This is a genomic window from Chlorogloeopsis fritschii PCC 6912, from assembly GCF_000317285.1.
Taxonomy (GTDB): Bacteria; Cyanobacteriota; Cyanobacteriia; order Cyanobacteriales; family Nostocaceae; genus Chlorogloeopsis; species Chlorogloeopsis fritschii.
Genome location: NZ_AJLN01000151.1, coordinates 1 through 6981, shown reverse-complemented (window position 1 = coordinate 6981; position 6981 = coordinate 1). Strand labels below are relative to the sequence as shown.

Genomic DNA, 6981 nt, shown 5'->3' with positions numbered 1-6981 from the left:
CACGGTAAGACAGGATTTTTGTGTCGCTCAGTCAAAGACTGTCTCTGTGCCATTGATAGAGTGCCTGAGCTAAACCGTTACGCCTGCCAAGAGCATGTGCTGAGAAACTTCACGACTAAGCAGATGACAGATGGCTATGAAGGTGTCTACAGCAAGTTTGCTAGTTGTACAATCGAAGACCTTAGTATGATGTACCCCGAAACCTGGACATAGGAATAAGATAGAGTCGCTGCTTACACAACGAGTAGAACTATGGAGACAACAAAAAATGCAGCATGTATACTCCTGAAAAAGACGCACTTGTCTCAATTACTAGAACAGAATTTAGGGAACTGCATTCAATACATTGGGGGATTGAGTGTTACCACTCCAGCTTTAAACAAGTATGTGGTATTAGGAAGTTTATGGTGAGCCAGTGCGCCCTTGCGGTTAAGAGACTTGTTCGCCCTTGGCGTTCCCGTACCACTCCGTGGAAGCAAGCTACGCGCAGCGTCTCCGTCAGGAGAAGGGTAGCAACTGGTGTTAGTGCAGCGTTAGCGACGTTAGGAGCGTCACCCGTAAGGGTAAGAACAACCGAGGCAATTAAAACTCATTTCTTTAGTGCAATTTGAGCTTTTACACAGCTAGAATTAATGCGCTCCGAAGAGTTAATTGAAAATTGGTATGAAATCCAAAGGAATTTATCTCTTCAAGTAGCTCGTGACTTTATTCTAGAACACCTAACACAGAAGTTGGGCTTGACTGCATAGTATCAACTTTCTGTCAATGCGTAAGTCCTAAAGGTATGAAACTAAGCCTTTTATGGTTTCTCCGTTGTAGCAATTAAATCAAAACTTTTTCTTGAACTCGCAAACCAAAGTAAGTCAGAACGAGTTCGCTAGCACCATTATTAATAACTTCGTGTACTTCTCCCGGTTCTACGGCGATACAGTTTCCTGGATTGAGGGGGTACTCTTTACCATCAATGCGAATTGTTCCCGCACCAGCCTCTACAAAAAACACTTCACACATATCGTGATGGGCGTGTGCTGGGGCAATTTGCCCGGGGGCAAAACGCGCTTGCGCAAAGTTAGTCAAACCAGGTAAGTCCCCAAACCGCAGCATCACCTTTTTCTTGATTGCTGGGTTATGGGAAACTGACTCTTCCTGAATCTCGTTAAGAGAAGTAAATTTCATTCTGCTCCAAATCGTTAGCAATTTCCACAATACCCATAGTTCCATCTATTCGTACTTTTTGACCATCCTGCAATATCCATGTGGCATTATGCACATCCATAACCGCAGGAATACCATACTCTCGTGCCAGGATGGCTCCATGAGAAAGCCTTCCTCCTGCCTCGGAAATCAATCCTTTGGCTCTGACAAGCAAAGGTGCCCAACCAGAGTCTGTATAAGGCACTACTAAAATAGTTTCCCGATCAATTTCTGGCAGTGTTTGGAAATTACGCAACACTTTTACTCGCCCTACTGCTTTTCCTGGGCTAGCAGGAATGCCTCGCAATGTCTGATCGCCAGATAAAGAGATTTGGGAAGGTAAAGCCGGGGGAGTATTGCCGTAGACTAAAAGAGGTACTGGGTTTAATTGGCTGTGTTGTGCAAATAGCGATCGCCTGGTTGCGATTGTCTCTGGTAACAGCTCAACTAATTTGGGATCAGAACCTTCAACTAAACGCCGTACTTCCTCAAACTCCAGAAAAAAGATATCGCCAGTTTCTTGAAGGATGCCTGAGTGTAACCAAATCTTTTCTAACGCTACAAACGCCCAACGCAAATGGGCTAATAGCTTAGAATAAACTTCCGTAACTCGCCCTTTGAGATCGACGCGCCGCTGGAGAAAATTTTTTTTGCTTTTAGCTTGGCTCGTTTGCAATTTTGGCGGATCGTCTCCCTGCATTAACTGTACAAACAACTGCTTTACAGCTTTGGGTTCTTCACTCCAAGTCGGAACGGCAATATCTGTTCCCACTTCGCTCAAATAACCGTAACGCTGCAATAATTTGTCATACTCAATCAGGATTGTTTGCCCTTCTGGAGAACGAGCCATCTCCTCAAACACACAATCTGGATTTAAATTTGGGAATTTGTGTTTGGCTGTAGCAGCTAACTCATGTAGCGATCGCAAAGCTGTGACTTCTGGTGTCAGGCTATTATCAATCTCAGCATCCTTGACTTTAAAAATTGCCTGACGCACAGCCGCACTTAATGGAGCCATGATGCTGTAATACGTTGCTTTGTGTAGCAGTTCTAAAATATACTCGATTCTGGCTAATAGCTGTGAAGGCTCCAACTCGTCTAGTGATTCTTGAGATAACTGAGATAAACCAGGAGCAAACCGCTTACGGAAATCGCGCTGAAAGTCTCTTTCTAAAGATAATTCCCGCATCAATAATTTCGTAAGTCCAGGTAAATTCCGTAATGTAGTCTTGAATGGCGGTTTGCTTAACTTCGCTCCCCTGGTTAAAAATTCCAGGCTTTCTGGTGGTAAACCCATGCGACGGAAAATTTGTCCTAAAAGAGTCGCATTGAAGTAAGCACGGGAATAATGCAGCGTCGCTGTCTCATTAAAATCTAATCCCAAGGCACGCTCACCCAACACCAAAGCAAAAATTCCTCCCCATACCCCACAAGTTAAAGGACGGTTTATCGACCAAGTTAGGGGACGAATCAGCCCAGGAATCACTTCTGCAGCTATTTTACGCGTCCAAATTGGCACTAGGGTACTGATGGGACGAGTTTGTAGTATCCAAAGTGTTTGTCCGTCGTAACTCCATTCGATATCTTGGGGAACACCATAATAACGATCTTCTATACGTCGAGCTAAGTATGCAACTTGCTTGATTAATATTTGTGGTATACGTCCTTTCCCTTCTAGTTGAATCAACGCTAAATTTTCTGTATCAACAACAAAAGCGCGATATTGCTCTGGTGTAACTCTTCCCGAAACTACTTGGGCGGCGCTTCCCGGCAAAGCTTCAATTACCACTACATCTTGTTCTTGAGTCATGGGATCGCGGCTGAACGCTACTCCAGAATACACGCTTTGAACTTGTTGCTGAATGAGCACTGCCATTGCTGCTTCTTTGAGATTGCGATCGCGTCGATATTGTACTGCGCCAGAGCGATCGTAAGAAGACCGAACTTGAGCGATCGCCTTTTGCAAGCCTTCTTTTGTCGTGACATTTAAAACAGTTTCGTATTGCCCTGCGCCCGAAGCTTGTTCCGAATCTTCTCCAATCGCAGAAGAACGAACTACCAAAGGACTTAATTCTGATGGTTGTAAAAAGTTAATCAGTACATCGGGATCGTCATTAGGCAGAAGTATCCACCCTTTGGGAACAGGATAACCCCACCGTTGAAGTTGAGATAATCTGGCTGCTTTGTATCCCACCACAGCAGCATCCAAATCATCATCTAGAGAGAGAATATTTCGATTGCCCCGAAAAAACTGGAATGCTTTTTGTGATTCTGGTTGTGCCTCTTGAGGAGGCAAATCTAAATCATCAGGAATATGTTTATAAATCCAGCCGAGTAAAGCAGCAAGACCAATAGCTGCAATAATTCTGAATGAGTCTTCCACGTGCAAAACTCCCACAATAATGGGAAACAGAATCAAAACCCCGTATTTTGCTAATTGTCGGTTACGCAAAATTGTAAAGCTGATCCCTGCCACCAAGATTGTAAATGCTGCTGTGAGGGGATCGTGTACCAAAAATCCCCAGACTACGTTTGTAGTGCCCGCTCCTCTACCCATTAAATATCGCCCCATGACAAGAGCAATTAAGGCTATTAACTCCCAAGCCGATCCATCTGGGAAAAAAACACGAGCAATTAAAACTGCAGCAATTCCCTTTAATGCTTCTGATAAGACTGCCAAAATTCCTACCAGTGTGCCACCGTGGTAGAAAGCAGACGAAACTCCTATATTGCCAGTACCAACCTGCGCTAATTGTAGCCCCTTCAGGGCTTGGATCATCCAAGCAATTAGCGGTAATGCACCCAAGAGGGGGCAGACAATTAAGATAACAAAGACACCCCAGAGTTCAGACATTTTGAATCTTGGATTTTTAGATATATTTTTCTATAACTGTCTTGATGTTACCTGTGATTTGACGGTGGAATGTTGCTTTTATCCAAGCAATTTTAGGGTAATACAGCTTATCCACTTTAATTTCTGTATGTTGCGATACTGGATAAAACTATTTACCCTCTTTTATTTACATCTAATCGGTGTGCAGGATGCTCAAAAAAGTTTTTGAGTGCCTTGCATAAATTCAAAATAGTTGACTGGAGAGCTAACTATTAACTTTTTAAGCTAATGATGCTGTTTTTGAGGCTATCATTTCTTTTATTGAGATTTTACTCACAAATCTCTTGATTGTCTTTTTTATAACATTAGTAAGGGCGCTTTCAGTATTAGCGCCCACACTTACTAAATTTTAAACTTTCGTCATTGCTGGGTGATACACAAAACTATAATTTCTGCCACTATCAAGCGCTACTCTTTTGCTCGAATATGAGTTTAGAGTTTTGCTGAGAGTGACTGTAATGATATCTACACCCTAATTCTAGGCTTCTATCTAATTTACTGCATAAGCTGCTTGCAGCGCCCAGATAATCAGAGCTGCAATTGCCCCCAATAGCAATACCGTGGAAATTGTGACTGCTTTTGGGGTATCTGCGCCCTCAAACTTCATGATTCCTCGGTTCAAGTCGGACATAGCTTTGTAATCTCCTCCTTTGTTACAGTGCCAGTCTGTCCGTTTCGATTTTAGTCCTTCATTAGCAACTAAAGCGAAATTTTCACTATCATTTTCTTTAAGGTTTGCAAAGTTGACATCGTCACAATTACTTATATTAACTGGGGACTAGGGACTGGGGATTGGGTAAAGAGGACAAGGAGAGATGGGGAAGCTGGGGGAGTAAACGTGAATAACGATTCTCCCCTTTCTCCACGGCAGTTGCTACAAGTCTCTTAACCTGCAAGGGCGCACTGCCTCCCCTGCTGCACCTCTCCCCCTGCTCTCTTCTTCCCTCCCCTCTGCTCCCCTGCTTTTTCCTAGTCCCTAGTCCCTAGTCCCTAGTCCCTAATTAGAGAGATTGTTGTTAAAATCGGCTCCTAAAGTAATTGGTATTTGAGTGCTGGTGAAAGAAATTTTAGTAATAATTGTGACAGTGGTTGTGGGATTGTTTATTGTCATTGAAGTCGCCCTACGATCGCTGTTTGGTTTCGGCAATCCTTTGATTTACATAGCTGATGAGCAGATTGGTTATTTGCTAGCACCTAACCAGCAAACTCGTCGCTATGGCAATCGTATAGAAATTAATCAATATTCGATGCGCGCTGAAGCAATCCAGGAGTTTTCTCCACCCTCTACCCTGCGAGTATTGTTATTGGGAGATTCTATTGCTAATGGCGGTTGGTGGACAGACCAAAATAATACAATTTCTAGTCTGCTGCAACATTCTCTAATTTCAGCCCATCTTAGTAATTTTAACCAAATTCAAGTTTTAAATGCTTCAGCTAATTCTTGGGGGCCAAGAAACGAATTAGCCTATTTACAAAAATTTGGTAGCTTTAACGCTCAAGTAGTGGTGTTGCTAATTAATACCGATGACTTATTTGCTACGGCTCCCACTTCTTTACCAGTTGGACGCGATCGCAACTATCCAAATCGGAAACCGCCCTTAGCATTGGTAGAAGTGTTTGAACGTTACATCAACAAGCCAAAACCGATCCCAGAAATGCAAGCGGTACAAAAAGAAGCAGGCGATCGCGTGGGCTTAAATTTGGAAGCTATTAGTAAAATTCAAGCACTGACACGTGCAAGTAACAGCCACTTCTTACTTGTTATGACTCCCTTACTTCGAGAAGTTAGCCCATTAGAACCCCGCGATTATGAAATTAAAGCACGCCAGCGTTTAAGTGAATTTGCTAAAAATCAGCAAATTAGATATGTAGATTTTTTACCGATATTTAATTCCAGCAACAACCCAAAAACCTTTTATCATGACCATATTCACCTGAATTTACAAGGCAATCAGTTAGTGAATGAGGTAATCGAGCAAACACTGAGAGAGTTATTAGAGCTAGGATAATTACGCAAGCTTAATACCATTTCTCTAAAGTCTGTTGATATGCTAACCTCCGCGTCTCTCCGTCTCCGCGTCCCCATCTGTTGCTTACTTTTGAGAATTGGTATAATCTCTCTTTGCCCTCTGCCTTCTACTTAATATCCACCGTCTCCTGATAAATCTAGCTCTCCGTAGACATTGATAGAAAATGTAAATTGAATATTGATGTAGTCACTTGACAATCCTGTAGGCAAAGGTGCAAAGGGTGCTGCTAGCCGTACAGCATTGAGTGCCGCTTCATCAGTTACGTCAAAACCAGAGGTTTGGGCAACTTGGATATTGCTGACTTGCCCCGAACGGTTAATAGTAAAGTTAAGCACAGTCCGCCGAGAAGATTGGCTAAGTCCAGGTATCCAATGCTGCCTCACTTTTTGCCGCATTTGTTCTAAGTAAGAATTGATGTCTGCATCTATACGACGTGCATCGATACCCTCAGAACCTTCGTTAGAGCGGTTGGAATTAGGTAAGGCTGCGAGATCATCTGGTTTAAAATTATCACGAGAGACACTGAGCGGCCCACCCAATTTGCTTGCTGCTCCTGGAATTCGAGATGGTGTTTGCCCGCTCAATCTACCCGATTGCCCTGATCGCTCTGGCGCGATCGCTGTTTGTGTAGGTTTAGGTTGCGTTGGTGTGGTGTTAGGCGATACTACAATTTTTTGAGGTTTAGGTGTAGGGGAAGCGATCGCACTTGGTAGAGGTTTAGGTGTAGGGGAAGCGAGATTTGTTGGTAGAGGTTCAGGTGTAGGGGAAGCGAGATTTGTTGGTAGAGGCTTGGGTGTGGGAGAAGCGATCGCACTTGGTAGAGGTTTGGGTGTAGGGGAAGCGATCGCACTTGGTAGAGGTTCA

5 protein-coding genes and 3 pseudogenes are annotated in these 6981 nt (G+C 43.4%); 4 read left to right on the top strand and 4 right to left on the bottom strand.

The window, feature by feature from the left end; genetic code table 11:
- The 3 pseudogenes from UYC_RS39745 to UYC_RS39735 form a co-directional block, all read left to right on the top strand.
- A pseudogene (locus UYC_RS39745) lies at positions 1 to 213 on the top strand (hypothetical protein); the annotation flags it as partial.
- Between the two features lie 62 nt (positions 214 to 275).
- Positions 276 to 407: pseudogene (locus UYC_RS39740) on the top strand (IS701 family transposase); the annotation flags it as partial.
- A gap of 156 nt (positions 408 to 563) precedes the next feature.
- Positions 564 to 749: pseudogene (locus tag UYC_RS39735) on the top strand (IS701 family transposase); the annotation flags it as partial.
- A 73-nt stretch (positions 750 to 822) separates the two neighbouring features.
- Here UYC_RS39735 and UYC_RS0133510 read toward each other — a convergent pair.
- The 3 genes from UYC_RS0133510 to UYC_RS39210 all read right to left on the bottom strand — a co-directional run bounded on the left by UYC_RS0133510 (position 823) and on the right by UYC_RS39210 (position 4718).
- Entirely contained in the window at positions 823 to 1176 is a 354-nt protein-coding gene (locus UYC_RS0133510) for a cupin domain-containing protein (RefSeq protein ID WP_016876753.1), read from the bottom strand.
- Positions 1157 to 4048: a glycerol-3-phosphate acyltransferase gene (locus UYC_RS0133505; RefSeq protein ID WP_016876752.1), complete on the bottom strand. Its 2892-nt coding sequence runs from the start codon at positions 4046 to 4048 to the stop codon at positions 1157 to 1159. Before UYC_RS0133505 ends, UYC_RS0133510 begins: the two co-directional genes overlap by 20 nt.
- 529 nt (positions 4049 to 4577) lie before the next feature.
- Positions 4578 to 4718: a hypothetical protein gene (locus UYC_RS39210; RefSeq protein WP_026087609.1), complete on the bottom strand. Its 141-nt coding sequence runs from the start codon at positions 4716 to 4718 to the stop codon at positions 4578 to 4580.
- A 424-nt stretch (positions 4719 to 5142) separates the two neighbouring features.
- Here UYC_RS39210 and UYC_RS0133495 point away from each other — a divergent pair, with 424 nt between their 5' ends.
- The gene (locus UYC_RS0133495; protein WP_016876750.1) at positions 5143 to 6096 is read left to right on the top strand and encodes an SGNH/GDSL hydrolase family protein; all 954 of its coding nucleotides are present in this window, start codon (positions 5143 to 5145) and stop codon (positions 6094 to 6096) included.
- 131 nt (positions 6097 to 6227) lie between these two features.
- Here the strand turns inward: UYC_RS0133495 and UYC_RS0133490 are convergent.
- On the bottom strand, positions 6228 to 6981 hold a 754-nt coding region (locus UYC_RS0133490), incomplete at its 5' end, for a TonB family protein (protein ID WP_016879828.1).